At 72.5% G+C, this 14,024-nt stretch carries 13 protein-coding genes; 9 read left to right on the top strand and 4 right to left on the bottom strand.

Translation table 11 applies throughout. From position 1 onward, the window contains the following. Window positions 1-78: 78 nt before the first annotated feature. The 7 genes from DP939_RS32450 to DP939_RS32420 all read left to right on the top strand — a co-directional run bounded on the left by DP939_RS32450 (window position 79) and on the right by DP939_RS32420 (window position 8,935). Window positions 79-2,973 (top strand): LamG-like jellyroll fold domain-containing protein, encoded by a 2,895-nt coding sequence (locus tag DP939_RS32450; protein ID WP_113984653.1) that lies wholly within the window; start codon window positions 79-81, stop codon window positions 2,971-2,973. A 49-nt stretch (window positions 2,974-3,022) separates the two neighbouring features. After that, entirely contained in the window at window positions 3,023-3,985 is a 963-nt protein-coding gene (locus tag DP939_RS32445; protein WP_113984652.1) for an MBL fold metallo-hydrolase, read from the top strand. Further along, window positions 3,982-5,565, top strand: coding sequence for an FAD-dependent monooxygenase (locus DP939_RS32440; RefSeq protein WP_263972360.1), 1,584 nt, complete (start codon window positions 3,982-3,984; stop codon window positions 5,563-5,565). The genes DP939_RS32445 and DP939_RS32440 overlap by 4 nt, the downstream gene beginning before the upstream one ends. Then, window positions 5,543-6,307, top strand: coding sequence for a thioesterase II family protein (locus DP939_RS32435; protein WP_158578814.1), 765 nt, complete (start codon window positions 5,543-5,545; stop codon window positions 6,305-6,307). The genes DP939_RS32440 and DP939_RS32435 overlap by 23 nt, the downstream gene beginning before the upstream one ends. Before the next feature lie 78 nt (window positions 6,308-6,385). Then, window positions 6,386-7,672: a lysine N(6)-hydroxylase/L-ornithine N(5)-oxygenase family protein gene (locus tag DP939_RS32430; protein WP_199565564.1), complete on the top strand. Its 1,287-nt coding sequence runs from the start codon at window positions 6,386-6,388 to the stop codon at window positions 7,670-7,672. A gap of 93 nt (window positions 7,673-7,765) precedes the next feature. Beyond that, window positions 7,766-8,584 (top strand): SDR family NAD(P)-dependent oxidoreductase, encoded by an 819-nt coding sequence (locus DP939_RS32425; protein WP_225878636.1) that lies wholly within the window; start codon window positions 7,766-7,768, stop codon window positions 8,582-8,584. A gap of 108 nt (window positions 8,585-8,692) precedes the next feature. Continuing rightward, window positions 8,693-8,935 (top strand): hypothetical protein, encoded by a 243-nt coding sequence (locus tag DP939_RS32420; RefSeq protein ID WP_113984649.1) that lies wholly within the window; start codon window positions 8,693-8,695, stop codon window positions 8,933-8,935. A gap of 19 nt (window positions 8,936-8,954) precedes the next feature. On the opposite strand, the gene DP939_RS32415 is transcribed toward DP939_RS32420, so the two are convergent. The 4 genes from DP939_RS32415 to DP939_RS32400 form a co-directional block, all read right to left on the bottom strand. Then, window positions 8,955-9,971 (bottom strand): DUF418 domain-containing protein, encoded by a 1,017-nt coding sequence (locus DP939_RS32415; protein WP_113984648.1) that lies wholly within the window; start codon window positions 9,969-9,971, stop codon window positions 8,955-8,957. Window positions 9,972-10,157: 186 nt separating this feature from the next. After that, window positions 10,158-11,570, bottom strand: a complete 1,413-nt coding sequence (locus tag DP939_RS32410) for a sulfatase-like hydrolase/transferase (protein ID WP_113984647.1) — start codon at window positions 11,568-11,570, stop codon at window positions 10,158-10,160. Between the two features lie 118 nt (window positions 11,571-11,688). Beyond that, complete coding sequence (locus tag DP939_RS32405; RefSeq protein WP_113984646.1) at window positions 11,689-12,186, bottom strand: hypothetical protein; 498 nt, start codon at window positions 12,184-12,186, stop codon at window positions 11,689-11,691. Window positions 12,187-12,351: 165 nt separating this feature from the next. After that, window positions 12,352-12,945: a TetR/AcrR family transcriptional regulator gene (locus DP939_RS32400; RefSeq protein WP_113984645.1), complete on the bottom strand. Its 594-nt coding sequence runs from the start codon at window positions 12,943-12,945 to the stop codon at window positions 12,352-12,354. 101 nt (window positions 12,946-13,046) lie between these two features. Here DP939_RS32400 and DP939_RS32395 point away from each other — a divergent pair, with 101 nt between their 5' ends. Both DP939_RS32395 and DP939_RS32390 read left to right on the top strand, forming a co-directional pair. After that, window positions 13,047-13,694: an FMN-dependent NADH-azoreductase gene (locus DP939_RS32395; protein WP_113984644.1), complete on the top strand. Its 648-nt coding sequence runs from the start codon at window positions 13,047-13,049 to the stop codon at window positions 13,692-13,694. Next, complete coding sequence (locus DP939_RS32390) at window positions 13,694-14,014, top strand: DMT family transporter (RefSeq protein WP_113984643.1); 321 nt, start codon at window positions 13,694-13,696, stop codon at window positions 14,012-14,014. The genes DP939_RS32395 and DP939_RS32390 overlap by 1 nt, the downstream gene beginning before the upstream one ends. Window positions 14,015-14,024: the final 10 nt, after the last annotated feature.

Below are 14,024 nucleotides of genomic sequence, written 5' to 3'. Positions count from 1 at the left end.
GGGCGGATAAATCTTCTTAGGCGCCGAGGTGATCAGAGGGCGCCGCGGGCGGTTTCCAGCTCACCTCCGGGAGAACCCATGACGCGTGTCCGCCATGCCCTCCTATCGGTCCTGCTGCTGATGACGGGCCTGATCGTGCTCACCGCCCGGCCCGCGGCCGCGCTGCCGGCCGAATTCAGGAAGCAGGTCGCGCTCAGCGGCCTCACCCAGCCCACCAACGTCGAGTTCGCCGCCGACGGGCGGATCTTCGTCGCCGAGAAGAGCGGCCTGATCAAGGTCTTCGACTCGCTCGCCGACACCACGCCGCAGGTCTTCGCCGACCTGCGCACCCAGGTGCACAACTTCTGGGACCGCGGGCTGCTGGGCATGGCCCTGCACCCCGACTTCCCGCAGGATCCGCGCATCTACGTGCTGTACACCTACGACGCGCCGCCCGGCGGCACCGCCCCCCGCTGGGGCACCGCCGGTGCCACCGACGACCCGTGCCCCACGCCGCCCGGGCCGACCAGTGACGGGTGCCTGGTCAGCGGGCGGCTGTCGGTGCTGTCGGCCACCGGCGCGGAGACCCCGCTGGTCACCGACTGGTGCCAGCAGTACCCCAGCCACTCGGTCGGCGACCTGGAGTTCGGCAGGGACGGCGCGCTGTACGCGTCCGCGGGCGACGGCGCGAGCTTCAACTTCGCCGACTATGGCCAGGACAACTACCCCCGTTCCGACATCACCCCGGACAATCCCTGCGGCGACCCGCCGTCCCCGGCCGGTACCGCGCTGACCCCGCCCAACGCCGAGGGCGGCGCGCTGCGCGCCCAGGACGTACGGACCACCGCCGACCCCGCCGGGCTGAACGGCTCGCTGATCAGGATCGACCCCGACACCGGGCAGGCGGCGGCGGGCAACCCGAACGCGGGCAGCGCCGACGCCAACCTGGCCCGGGTCGTGGCCCACGGCATGCGCAACCCCTACCGGATCACCCACCGGCCGGGCACCGACGAGATCTGGTACGGCGAGGTCGGCTGGGACACCTACGAGGAGATCGGCAGGGTCGTGGACCCCACCGGCCAGGTCCAGAACTTCGGCTGGCCCTGCTACGAGGGCCCGAACCGGCAGGGCGGCTACGACAACGTCAACCTGACGCTGTGCGAGACCCTCTACGCGGCGGGCGCGGGCGCGCACTCCGCCCCGTACTTCGCCTGGCGGCACAGCGCCCGCGTCGTGCCCGGCGAGCCCTGCCCGCCCGGCGGCTCCTCGGCCAGCGGCGTGGCCTTCTACGACGGCGGCGACTACCCCGCCTCCTACGACGGCGCGCTGTTCTTCTCCGACTACAGCCGCGGCTGCGTCTGGGTGATGCCCAAGGGCGCGGACGGCCTGCCCGCGCCCGCCTCGGTGGCCACCTTCGACTCCGCCACCCCGGTGGTCGAACTGGAGACCGGCCCGGGCGGCGACCTGTTCGCCGTGGACCTGAACAACGGCCGCATCCTGCGCTACATCTACGCCAACACCCCGCCCGCCGCCGTCATCACCGCCGACCGGACCTCCGGCACCGCGCCGCTGACGGTCGCCTTCTCCGCCGCCGGTTCCACCGACGCCGACGGCGACCCGCTCACGTACGCCTGGGACCTGGACGGCGACGGCGACCTCGACGACTCCACCGCCGCCGCCCCGTCCCACACCTACGCCCAGCCCGGCTCCTACGCGGTCCGCCTGCGGGTGAGCGACGGCAGGGGCGGCCAGGGCGACGCCACGGTCACGGTCAACGTGGACAACAGCGCCCCCACCGCCCGGATCGACGCGCCGGGCGCCGGGGTGACGTGGGCGGTCGGCGAGACCGTGAACTTCTCCGGCACCGGCGCCGACGCCCAGGACGGCACGATCCCCGGCTCCCGGATGACCTGGACGCTGATCCTGCACCACTGCCCGGGCACCTGCCACGAGCACCAGATCACCACGTTCACCGGCGCGAGCGGGACCTTCCAGGCCCCCGACCACGAATATCCCTCCCACCTGGAGCTGCGCCTGACCGTGCGGGACGCCCAGGGCCTGACCGACACCAAGAGCGTCCTGCTCCAGCCCAAGACGGTGGACCTGACCTTCCAGACCGTCCCGGCGGGCCTGCGGCTGGGCTTCAACGGGGAGGAGAGCACAGCGCCGTTCACCCGGACGGTGATCGCCGGTTCCAGCAACTCGATCTCGGCCCCCTTCCCGCAGGGCGACCAGGGGTTCCTGTCCTGGTCCGACGGCGGCGCGGCCAGCCACAACGTGACCGCGCCCGCGACGGCGGCCACCTATACCGCCACCTACCAGACCGTTCCGCGGCCCACCGGGCTGGTCGCCGCCTACGGCATGGACGAGGGGAGCGGCACGTCGGTCGCCGACGCCTCCGGCAACGGCCACACCGGCACCGCGCGCAACGCCGCCTGGACGGAGGGGCGGCACGGCCGGGGGCTGTCCTTCGACGGCTCGACGAGCTGGGTGCGGGTGGCGGACGCGGCGGCGCTGCGGCTGACGGGCGCGATGACCGTGGAGGCGTGGGTGCGCCCGGTCTCGGTGGGTGACGAGTACGACACGGTGGTGGTGAAGGAGCATCCCAGCGGGCTGTCGTACGGGCTGTTCGGGTCCACCTCGAACGTGCGGCCCTCGTCGATCGTGAGCATCTCGGGGGAGACCGAGACGTTCGGCGCGTCGGCGCTGACGGCGGGGGAGTGGTCGCACCTGGCGACGACGTACGACGGGTCGGCGTTGCGGCTGTACGTCAACGGCACGCTCGCGGGCTCGCAGGCGGTGACCGGCGACATCCGGGTCTCGACCGGGTGGGACCTGTTCATCGGCGGGAACGCGTTCTGGGGCGACTTCTTCGCGGGGGAGATCGACGAGGTCCGGCTGTACGACCAGGCGCTGACCCCGGCGCAGATCCAGTTCGACATGAACACCCCCATAACGGTGACGCCCGTGCCGCGCTGGCGCGAACGGCCGTGACGAGAGAGAGTCGAAGGAGGGGATGTCGCGATCGATGGAGTTTCGCCCAATGGTGCAGAAGGCGTTCGCCTCCTCCGCGGACCTGGCGGAGAAGGAACAGAGCATGGAGGTCCTGGCCGACGGCGTGTACGCGCTGACCGCCGAGGGCGATCCGAACGTGGGGGCCGTGGAGGGAGAGGACTTCCTGGTCTGCTTCGAGGCGCTGGCCACGCCGGTGGCGGCGCGGGCGTGGCTGGCCAGGCTGCGCGAGCACACCGCCAAACCGGTACGCCACCTGGTGCTGTCGCACTACCACGCGGTGCGGGTGCTGGGCGCGTCGGCGTTCGACGCGCAGACGATCGTGGCCCACGACAACACCCGGGCGCTGATCGCCGAGCGGGGCAGGCAGGACTGGGAGTCCGAACTGGGCAGGATGCCCCGCCTGTTCCGCGAGCCCGCCTCCATCCCCGGCCTCACCTGGCCCGACGTGACGTTCTCCGACCGGATGACCATCCACCTGGGCGGCGACCGGGGGACGCTGGAGCTGCGCCACCTCGGCCGCGGCCACACCGAGGGCGACATCGTGGCCTGGCTGCCCCGGCAGCGGGTGCTGTTCGCCGGTGACCTGGTCGAGGCCCAGGCGGCGCTCTACACCGGCGACGCCTACCACGCCGACTGGGCGGGCGGCACGCTGGACCGCGTGGCGGAACTGCCCGCCGAGGTACTGGTCGGCGGGCGCGGCGCGGTCGTGCGGGGCCGTCCGGCGGTGGCCGCGGCCATCGCGCAGACCAGGGACTTCCTGCGGGTGATGCGGCGCGAGGTGGGCGGCGCGCGGGAGCGCGGCGGCACGCTCAAGGACGCCTTCCAGGCGGCCCACGCGGCGCTCGCGCCGCGCTACGGCGGCTGGCCGATCTTCGAGCACTGCCTGCCGTTCAACGTCTCGCGGCTGTGGGACGAGCTGTCGGGCGTCGAACGGCCGGCGATCTGGACCGCCGAGCGGGACCGGGCGGTATGGGACCGGCTCCAGTCGTGATCGCCGGCGCCGGCCCGGTCGGGCTGGTGACGGCGCTGCTGCTGGCCCGCTGGGGCGTGCCCACCCTGGTCGCGGATGCCAGGGAACGGCGGGCGGGGACGGGGTCGCGGGCCATCTGCTTCCAGGGCGACGTGCTCGACGTACTGGAGCGCGCCGGCTGCGCGCGCGAGATGGTCGCCGAGGGCGTGACCTGGACCACCGGGCGCACCTACTACCGCGAGCACGAACTGTTCACCGTGTCCTTCCCCGGCTACCGGGGCGAAGGCCACCCGCCGTGGATCAACATCTCCCAGGACCGGGTGGAGGAACTGCTGCGGGCGCGCGCCGCGGCCGAGCCGCTGATCGACCTCAGGTACGACCATCCGGTGACCGGCTACCGGGAGGACGCGACCGGCGTGCAGGTGGTGGCCGGGGACAGCGTGATCCACGGCAGCCACCTGGTCGGCGCGGACGGCGGGCGCAGCACGGTCAGGGACCTCGCCGGGATCGGCTTTCCCGGCCGTTCCTTCGACGACCGCTTCCTGATCTGCGACATCCGGGCCGACCTGCCGTTCCCCAGCGAGCGCCGGTTCTACTTCGACCCGCCGTGGAACCCGGGCCGCCAGGTCCTCGTCCACCACTGCCCCGGGTCGGTCTGGCGGATCGACTGGCAGGTCCCGGCGGGGTTCGACCCGGCGAAGGCCGACGTCCACGCGATGATCCGGCGGATCACCGGCGACCTGCCGTACGAGATCGTGTGGCTGAGCGTGTACCGCTTCCAGGAGCGGGTGGCCGCCGCCTTCCGGCGCGGCCGGGTGTTCCTGGCGGGCGACGCGGCCCACCTGTACGCGCCGTTCGGCGCGCGCGGCCTCAACTCCGGCGTCCAGGACGCGGAGAACCTGGCCTGGAAGCTCGGCCTTACCCGCACGGGCGGGGCGGGCGGCGCGCTGCTGGACGCCTACGAGGCCGAACGGCGGGCGGCGGCGCTGGTCAACCTCAAGGTCACCGGCGACACCATGGAGTTCCTGGTGCCGCAGAACGAGGAGCGCCGGGCCTGGCGGCGGTCGGTGCTGTCCAGGGCGGTACGCGATCCGGGGGCCCGGCGGCTGATCGACTCCGGCAGGCTGGCCGAGCCTTACTGGTACACCGGCTCGCCGCTGACCACCCCGGCCGGGGAGGTGCCCGGCGAGCCGGGCGCGGACCGCCCGCCGGTGCCCGGGGTGATCTGCCCGGACGGCCCCGCCGTCGTGGACGGCGAGCGCACCCGGCTGCGCCGGCTGTTCGGCCCGGCGTTCACCGTGCTGGTGGCCCGCGGCGACCGGGCCGGGGCCGCCCGGCAGGCCGCGGGCCACCTCTCCGGGGTCCCGGCGCGGGTGTACGCGCTGCCGGACATCGACCCCGGCGGCGTACTGTCCGCGGCGCTCCGGGCGAGTCCGGACAGCGTCCACCTCGTACGCCCGGACGGTCACCTGGCCGCCGTGCTGCCGGAGTTCTCCGCGCCGGCATTGGAGGCCGCGCTGGCCCGCGCGGCCGGGCGTCCCGGGGGTGACGTGGCGCGGATGGGGGAGCATGGGGGGCATGACGCCCAGCACCCCGCCTGACAGTCCATGGATCCGCGTCCACACCCCGCGGCCCGAGGCCACGGCACGGCTGATCTGCCTGCCGCACGCCGGAGGCGCGGCGAGCTTCTTCCGCGGCTGGGGCCAGGCGGCGCCGCCCTGGCTCGAAGTATGGGCCGTGCAGTACCCCGGCCGGGAGGACCGGCTGGCCGAGGACCTGATCGGTGACATCGGCCCGCTCGCCGACGGCGTCGCGGACGCCCTGGCCGCGACCGCCCGCGACCTGCCGGCCGCCCTGTTCGGCCACAGCATGGGCGCGGCCGTCGCCTACGAGACCACCCGCAGGCTGCTCACCGGCCCCGCCGCCGCACCCGCGGCCCTGTACGTCTCGGCCTGCCCGGCCCCCGGCCCGGTGACCGGCAAGACCCGGCGCCTGCTGGACGACGGCGCCCTGGCCGCCGACCTGCTCGCGCAGGGCGCCACCAGCCCGATCGTCCTCGACGACCCCGAACTGCGCGAGATCGTGCTGGCCATCGTCAGGAACGACTACCACCTGATCGAGACCTACCGGCGCGGGCCCGCCGCCCCGCTGCCGGTGCCGATCACGGCGTTCGGCGCCGACCACGACGACACGGTGGACGCCGGGCGGATCTCCGCCTGGGCGGCCGACACCAGCGCGGGCTTCACGCTGCACCCCATGCCGGGCGACCATTTCTACCTCGTGCCGGGCCGCGACGCCCTGATCAAGGTCATCGCCGAGGACCTGGCCCACCGCTTCACATGAAGGTAAAGGATTGCTAAGTTAGGTGAGCCTTGCCTAAGAAAGAGGTCGGCCCAGCCGGTTTTCGCACGAAGGGCGAACATGTCGAAATCGTTACATGGCCAGGTCCATGACGTAGTGGGCATCGGCTTCGGGCCGTCCAACCTCGCACTCGCGGTGGCACTCGAAGAGCAGTACGGCTCGGGTGTGAACGCCGTCTTCTTCGAGAAGCAGCCGCGGTTCGGCTGGCACCGGGGCATGCTCATCGACGGCGCGACCATGCAAGTGCACTTCCTCAAAGACCTGGTCACCCTGCGCAACCCGACGAGCAGGCACTCCTTCCTGGCGTACCTGCACGACCGGGGCAGGCTGATCGACTTCATCAACCACAAGACCATGTTCCCCACCCGCCTGGAGTTCCACGACTACCTGGAGTGGGCCGCCGCCGCCTTCGAGCACCAGGTCGGCTACGGGTCCGAGGTCGTCTCGGTACGGCCCGCCGACTCGGGCACGCTGGAGGTGGTCGTGCAGCGCGACGGCGAGCTGCACACCTGCCTGACCCGCAACATCGTGATCGCCGTCGGCCTGGACCCGGTGCTGCCCGAGGGCGTGCAGCAGGGCGGGCGGGTCTGGCACACCGAGGAACTGCTGACCCGGCTGGCGGCGCTGCCCGATCCCGAGCCGCGCAGGTTCGTCGTCGTCGGCGCGGGACAGAGCGCCGCCGAGGCGGTCGAGCACCTGCACCGCAGCCACGCCGAGGCGGAGGTCTGCGCGGTCTTCACCAGGTACGGCTACTCGCCCGCCGACGACAGCTCCTTCGCCAACCGCATCTTCGACCCCGAGGCCGTGGACCACTACTATTCCGCGCCCGACGACGTGAAGCGGATGCTGTTCGACTACTCGCGCAACACCAACTACTCGGTGGTGGACCTCGACCTCATCGACGAGCTGTACCGCCGGTCCTATGCCGAGAAGGTGGCCGGGCGCGAGCGGCTGCGGGTGATGAACGCCTCCCGGCTGACCGGGATACTGGCCGGGCCCGACTCGGTGCGGGCCACCGTCCGCTTCCTGCCCACGGGCGAGACGACCGCCCTGGAGGCCGACGCCATCGTCTTCGCCACCGGCTACCGCGAGCGCGACCCGCTCGAACTGCTCGGCGAGGCCGGGGCGTTCTGCCGGCTGCGCGAGGACGGCGGGCCGGTGGTGGAACGCGACTACCGGATCGCCACCGAGCCCGGGCACACCTGGGGCGTCTACCTGCAGGGGGCCACCGAGGGCACGCACGGCATCGCCTCCTCACTGCTGTCCATGACGGCGGTGCGCACCGGCGAGATCGTCCAGTCCATCGCCCGCCGCTCCAGCCGCCTGCACCAGACCGCCGGCCCCTGACCGCCGCCGCCCGCACCCCCGTGCCGTGCCGTCGCAGGTGAGGCCATATGCTTCCGGTTTCAAGCTTGTCTCGACGAAACGGCAGGGGGGTGGGTGCCGGTGCGTGTCTGGTTCATCACGGGCGCGTCCAGGGGCCTGGGGAGGGCGTTCACGGAAGCGGCGCTGAACAGGGGAGATCGGGTCGTGGCGGCGGCCCGCGACCTCACGCCGCTGGCGGAGTTGCAGGGCCGCCACCCTGACGCACTGGCCTGCGTCCCGCTCGACGTCTCCGACCGCGCCGCGGTGCACGAGGGCGTGGAGCGCGCGGTGGCCGCGTTCGGCAGGCTCGACATCGTGGTGAGCAACGCCGGGACGATGCTGTACGGCATGGTCGAGGAGGCCACCGAGGACCAGATCAGAGCGCACTTCGACGTCAACGTCCTCGGCCAGATCTGGGTCGCCCAGGCCGTGCTGCCCCACCTGCGGGCCCAGGGCTCCGGGCACATCCTCCTGGTCACGACGATGGGCACGGGCGGCGGCGTGGCCTCGGCCGGGATGTACGCGGCGGGCAAGTCGGCCATCGACTCCCTCGGCCAGGCGCTGGCGATGGAGGTCGCCCCCTTCGGCGTCAAGGTCACCATCGTCCAGCCGGGCGGCTACGACACGGGCCTGTTCACGATCGGCACCACGGCCACCACCCCGCACCCGGCCTACGAGAAGTTGCGGGCCGAACTGGCCGAGATGTGGGGCGATGACGCGGGGCCGGACCCGGGCACGGCCGCGCCGGTCGTCATGCGGCTCGTGGACCTGCCCGACCCGCCGCTCCGGCTGATCGTCGGCAGCCGGTCCTTCGACCTGGTCGAGCAGATGAACCAGGCCAGGACCGAGGAGTACCGCGCCTGGGAACACCTCAGCCGCCAGGCCCCGGGCTGACCCGCACCTACTACTAACGGTAAAGTAATCATGACCTTGGGTTACCATCGAGTCGGGTAGACGCGAAGGTGACGAAGGGCCGTCGCCGCCCCGGCGGAGGTGAGCAGTGTGAGCGACGACAACAAACGCGCCATCCGCACGGCCCTGCAGGCGTTCGTCGGCATCTGTGTCGCGCTGCCCGGCATCGTGGCCGCCACCGGCATCCGGGACACCATCCCCTGGGTGGCCGGGGCCCTCACCGTCGCGGGCGCGGTCTCGCGGGTGATGGCGCTGGCGAGCGTGCAGCGGCTGCTGCCGTCCTGGCTGCGCATCGAGGTCGCGACGCCCGGCGACCAGAACACGTCCCGCTGAGCGCTCGCTTCGGGTGTGGTCAAGGCCGCCGCGCCAGCGGCGGCCTGCGCAGCCAGGTCGCCCACCGCCACAGCCACTCCACCGGCCCGTACCGGAACATCCGCAGCCACACGGTGGAGATCGCCCACTGGGCGGCGAGGACGACGAAGGAGATCAGCACGATCCGCTCCGCGGGCCAGGCCGCGGGAGTACCGCCGAAGGCCGGGGCGATCACCTTGACGATGACCGTGGCGCTCAGGTAGTTGGTCAGCGCCATCTTGCCCAGCGGCGCGAACACGGCGGTGAGCACCGGCCGCAGCGGCGTGCCCATCAGGCAGACCAGCCCGGTCACGTAGGCGGCGGCCAGCAGCAGCCCCGCCACGGTGAACACCCGGGCGTCGGGGGACGCCACCTGCGCCACCACGAACGGCGCCGCCGCGACGGCGAAGCCCGCGCACAGCACCACGGTGACCCACGTGCGCCGCTCGATCCGTGCGATCACGCCGTACCTGGTCAACGCCGAGCCCAGCAGGAACAGCCCCGGCACCAGCGAGTAGTGCCCACCCTGAACGACCAGCGACGCCACGACCAACACCGCCCCGAGCCCGGCCACGGCCCAGCGCGGCAGCCACGTCGAGGGCAGCAGCACCACCAGACCGACGAGGGCGTACACGGTCAGGATGTCGCCGGGCCACAGCAGGAACATGTGCGCGAGCCCGATCGGCAGCAGTACCAGCAGCCTGCGCAGCAGCAGCACGCGCGGCCGCTCGACCCGGTCACCCGCCGACTCCAGCAGCAGCGAGAACCCGATCCCGAACAACAGCGAGAAGATCGGGAAGAACCGCTGGTGAACGAGGAGCGCGAGCAGATCGACACCATGCCCGGCGGTGACGGCCCGCACGGCCTCACCGGTATTGGCGATCGGCGCGACATTGGCCGGCAGAATCCCGCACAACGCGAACCCACGCAGAACATCGAGCGCCACGACACGCGCCCGCCGCATCGGCGGCGCAGTGCCCTGAGCACGCGCGACGCCTGAAAGGTCGTCAAGTGACATGAGACCTGACCGTACGATCCCACCCCACCGCCGACCACGACCAAAAGCAGGATCCCCACCCCCACCCCCAGTACTTCCGGCCGGTCCCCGACCCGATGCGGGGCCGATCGCCGTTGGCGGCTGACGGGCCGCGCCCCGTCAGCCGGGCTTGTCGGGGCCTGAGGTCATAGGTCAGGCCGGGGGCGTTCAGGTGGGGTAGGGCAGGAGGGTCTTGTCGATGTTCTCCCAGGTGGTGCGCAGGTCGGTCAGGAGGGCGGGGTCGCGTTCGGCGAGGTCGGCCTGTTCGCGTACGTCGGCGGCCAGGTTGAACAATGCCTCGCCGGAGCCGGTGCGCAGGTACTTCCAGTCGCCGCGGCGCAGTGCCCGGGCGGACCTGGTGCGCCAGAACAGGTCGCGCCGGGGCGGCCGGGCCCCGTCGAGCAGGTACGGCAGCAGGCTGTGCCCGTCGAGCGGGTGCCCGGCCGCAGGCCGTACGCCCGCCGCCTCCAGGATCGTCGCCGTCCAGTCGTGGGTGATCACCGGGACGTGGCCGACCTGGCCCCGGTGGATCGCGGCGGGCCAGCGCAGGATGTTGGGCACCCGGATGCCGCCCTCGTTCAGGCCGCCCTTGCCGCCGCTCAGCGGCCACTGGTAGGACCAGCGCTCGCCGCCGTTGTCGCTGCTGAACAGCACGATCGTGTTGCGCTCGGCGCCGGAGGAGCGCAGCGCGGCCAGGACGCGGCCGACCGCGGAGTCCAGGCTCTGGACCATCTTGCGGTAGGTCGCGAGCGATCCGCCGTCGCGGTGGGTGAGCGCGCCCGAGTCGCCCGCCTTGACCCTGGCGGTGATCTCCGCGCTGACCTCGCGGTCGCCCGGGGCCTCCCAGGGCCAGTGCGGGGTGGTGAAGTTGAGGTTGAGCAGCCACGGTCCGTCGTGCCTGCGGCGGATGTACTCGGCGGCGCGGTCGGCGATCGTGTCGGTGTAGTAGTCCAGCGACTCGACCTGGACCTCGCCCTCGTACAGGTCCACTCCGGTGGAGGAGATCTTGGAGTAGTAGTCCACGGCTCCGGAGAGGTTGCCGAAGAAGACGTCCCAGCCCGACTTCAGCGGGCTGTACCAGGGCAGGAAGCCGCAGTGCCACTTGCCGAACATCGCGGTGGCGTACCCGGCGCCCTTGAGCAGGGAGGCGAGGGTGGGGTGGTCCGGCGGGATGCCGAGCTGCTCGCCCGGGCGGGCGATCGGCTCCTCCAGGCCGCCGCGCAGGCGTCCGGGGTAGCGGCCGGTGTAGAGGGCGAACCGGGTGGGGGAGCAGACCGCCGCGGCCGAGTAGGCGTTCGTGAAGCGGACGCCGTCGCGGGCCAGCCGGTCCAGGTTCGGGGTGCGGATGTGCGGCGAACCGTAGCAGCCGAGGTCGGCCCATCCCAGGTCGTCCCCGAGGATGACCAGCACATTGGGCCGCGCGGGGCGGCCTTTGCCCGGCGCGGCACGAAACTCCTGCTCCTCCGGCGCGGCCTCGGCCGCCCCGCCCGGCAGTACCGCTCCAGCGGCCGCCGCCGCAGCCACGCCCCCGGCCTTGACGGCGATCTCCCGCCTGCTCACGCTCCGGTCTTCGCTGCCCATATTTCCCTCTTTTCCGACAGCTAAAGTAAAACCGACAGAAATAGTAGGGAATATAGGTGATCGCCGCAATGGCCCCGGTCATGGGGCGCGATCCTTGTCCGCACTGGGCCCGGGTGGGTCAGCCGTGGCTGAAGTCGGCTACTCGCCAGCGTTCGGCGGGGGTGTCGCGGGCGACGAGGAAGGTGTAGGCACGGGGGCCGTCGGGCTCTGGGCCCGTGTCGACCTGGATGACCCAGCACTCGGCCGGAACACCCGCTCCCAGCCGGAACCCCGGCACCGTGTCAGGGTGCGGCTCGCCGACCCGGATGCGGGTGAGGCTCTGGTACTCGCAGCCGTGCCCCCGCGCCCCATGCGCGCGCAGGAACGAAGGCGTGCTCATCTCCTGGATCGCGTCGTCGTCCCTGGCCGCCACCGCGCGCAGGTACGCCGTGACGGTCTCCTGGGGCGTGGCGTTCTGCGGGGGGACGGGGACCGCCGCCCGCCGTACGGCGACGAGTTCGCACAGGGAGACCCGCAGCCCCGGGAGCAGCGGCTGGAGTGCCAGGCCCGCCCCGAAGGCCACCGCCAGTACGATCGCCGCGCCCGCCCAGGAGCCGCTTGCTCTGCCGACGGTCACGCCGCGCCCCCCGGGATGCCCGCCCCGATCACTTCCCGCATCGTGGGGTCTCCTGTCTGCGAGTCGTCCTCTCATTCATATATGAGCGACCGGCCCAGCAGGAGGCGTAGCCGTTTTTCATGCGGTATGACCATGTGCTTGCCGCGCCCGGCCTGACCGGGCGGCTCAGTCCGGCGGGAGTACGCCCTCGGCCAGGCGGGCCAGTGCGGTGGCGATCCGGGCGGGGGTGAGCCCGCGTTCGCGTTGTCGGAGGTAGACCTCGGCGGCGAGCGGGGCGAGGAGCGTGTCCGTGAGGGCGTCCGGGTCGGGGACCGCTCCGGCGACCAGGAGTGCGCGGACGTGGGCGTGCCAGAAGCCGTACGCGCCGCTGGTGTATCGCAGCCGCCCCACCTCCGCGCCGAGCGCCAGGTGACCGTGCTTTTCCAGCAGCTCGACCATCGCGGCGTAGAAGGCGGCCAGCCGCCGTCCCGGTGGCGCGCCGGGCCCCAGTGGAGGATCGCCGCGCAGGAGTCGTCCCTGCAGGTCGCGCTCGTGCTCGTCGAGCAGGGCGAGCGCGATCGAGCCCGTGTCGGGATAGCGCCGGTACAGGGTGCCGCGCCCCACGCCCGCGGCCTTGGCGATCTCGTCCATGGTGACATCGCGCGGGTCGCGGGTGGCGAACAGGCCGGCGGCGGCGCGCAGGACCTTGGCCCGGTTGCGGGCGGCGTCCGCCCGCTCGGGTGCCGGCTCTGCGGACAGCAGGTCGGTACGGCGTCGCATGCCGGTGACTGTAGCCCAACCAGAGAACTGGACACAATGTCCGGTTGCCCGCTACAGTCTCAAGCGGACATAGTGTCCACTTGTACGGCAAGGAGCCACCCATGCCCGCACTGCTGCACCTGGACGCGAGCGCCCGCCGCCGTTCGCTCAGCCGCCACCTCGGACGCACGTTCGCCGACGCCTGGCGAGCCGCCCACCCCGACGGCGACTACACCTACCGGGACCTGCACGAACACCCCGTCCCCCCGCCCGGCGAGGCATGGACCGAGCTGTGCGATCACGTCCTCGAACACGGCATCACCGACCTCGATCGCCTCAAGGAGGCGGTCCGCGGCCCGGCCGGGGAGGCCGCCTGGGCGATCGTCGAACCACTTCTCACCGAGCTGGTCGACGCCGACGTGGTGCTGATCGCCACGCCGATGTACAACTACTCGGTCCCGGCCACGCTGAAGGCGTGGATCGACCAGGTGACGTTCCCCAGGATGTCGCTGGCCGGCCGCCGGTTCGTGATCGCGAGCGCGCGCGGCGGCGCGTACGGCCCCGGCACCCCGAAGGAGCCCTACGACCACCAGGAGCGCTACCTGCGCGACTTCCTCGCCGGGCACCTCTCCGTGCGGGACGCCGTCTTCGTCAACGCCGAACTGACCAACTCCCGCGTCGATCCCGCGCTCGCCCACCTGCGGGCCGAGCATGAGGAGTCCTACGCCGCCGCGCTGCGCGCCGCCCGCACGCTGGGAGGTGAGCACTGATGAGCTGGGCCCTGCTGCTGGCCGCGGGAGCCGTGGAGATCGCCTGGTCGCAGAGCATCAAGCCGACGGAGAACTTCACCAGGCCGCTGCCCACGCTGATCTGCTTCGCGCTCGCCGCCGCGGCCGTCTACCTGCTGTCGCTGTCGATGCGGACGCTGCCGGTCGGCACCGCCTACGCGGCGTTCACCGGCATCGGGGCGGTCGGGGCCGTCGTGCTCGGCGTCGTAATCCACCGCGACCCGGTCACGCTCGCCCGGGCCGCGGCCCTCGCGCTGATCGTGGGCGGCATCGTGCTGGCCCGCGCCACCGAGCCGGGCTGAGCCCCCCGCC

The sequence above is a fragment of the Spongiactinospora rosea genome (assembly GCF_003315795.1).
In the GTDB taxonomy this organism is placed as follows: Bacteria; Actinomycetota; Actinomycetes; order Streptosporangiales; family Streptosporangiaceae; genus Spongiactinospora; species Spongiactinospora rosea.
The sequence above is the reverse complement of the archived record's forward strand: the minus strand, read 5'-3'. Positions and strand labels throughout refer to the sequence as shown.

What these genes read in the sequence shown, in the direction of transcription:
- DP939_RS32430 (WP_199565564.1), top strand. Translation starts at nt 6,386, where the DNA reads ATGTCGAAATCGTTACATGGCCAGGTCCATGACGTAGTGGGCATCGGC.
- DP939_RS32400 (WP_113984645.1), bottom strand. Translation starts at nt 12,945, where the DNA reads ATGCGACGCCGTACCGACCTGCTGTCCGCAGAGCCGGCACCCGAGCGG.
- DP939_RS32410 (WP_113984647.1), bottom strand. Translation starts at nt 11,570, where the DNA reads ATGGGCAGCGAAGACCGGAGCGTGAGCAGGCGGGAGATCGCCGTCAAG.
- DP939_RS32390 (WP_113984643.1), top strand. Translation starts at nt 13,694, where the DNA reads ATGAGCTGGGCCCTGCTGCTGGCCGCGGGAGCCGTGGAGATCGCCTGG.
- DP939_RS32445 (WP_113984652.1), top strand. Translation starts at nt 3,023, where the DNA reads ATGGTGCAGAAGGCGTTCGCCTCCTCCGCGGACCTGGCGGAGAAGGAA.
- DP939_RS32450 (WP_113984653.1), top strand. Translation starts at nt 79, where the DNA reads ATGACGCGTGTCCGCCATGCCCTCCTATCGGTCCTGCTGCTGATGACG.
- DP939_RS32435 (WP_158578814.1), top strand. Translation starts at nt 5,543, where the DNA reads ATGACGCCCAGCACCCCGCCTGACAGTCCATGGATCCGCGTCCACACC.
- DP939_RS32415 (WP_113984648.1), bottom strand. Translation starts at nt 9,971, where the DNA reads ATGTCACTTGACGACCTTTCAGGCGTCGCGCGTGCTCAGGGCACTGCG.
- DP939_RS32395 (WP_113984644.1), top strand. Translation starts at nt 13,047, where the DNA reads ATGCCCGCACTGCTGCACCTGGACGCGAGCGCCCGCCGCCGTTCGCTC.